This is a genomic window from Rhodoferax ferrireducens, assembly GCF_003347515.1.
GTDB lineage: Bacteria > Pseudomonadota > Gammaproteobacteria > Burkholderiales > Burkholderiaceae_C > Rhodoferax.
Window position 1 is genome coordinate 1 of sequence record NZ_QEII01000027.1, and the last position, 255, is coordinate 255.

General features: G+C 52.5%; 1 pseudogene. It reads left to right on the plus strand.

The features are described from left to right. Positions 1 to 55: 55 nt before the first annotated feature. Positions 56 to 255 (plus strand): annotated as a pseudogene (locus tag C5P05_RS34145) (hypothetical protein); the annotation flags it as partial.

Below are 255 nucleotides of genomic sequence, written 5' to 3' on the forward strand. Positions count from 1 at the left end.
CAGAACCGTACCTTAGTACGGTTACAAAAGTGAGGGCCGTTCATAAACTCCTTGGATGACAAACGCCACCCGAATCGATTGGAAGGTACCTTTGGTGCTGCTATTTACCAGCGCCATTCCCTTAGCTTCGGGCATCGCTCGCCTGATAGGTCTCTCCGGCAATCCGGAGATCAGCACCGAGAACGCCCGATTCGTTGCGGCGCCGTTTCCTGTGATTGTGCACATCCTTTGCGTGTGCCTGTTTTCTATATTAGG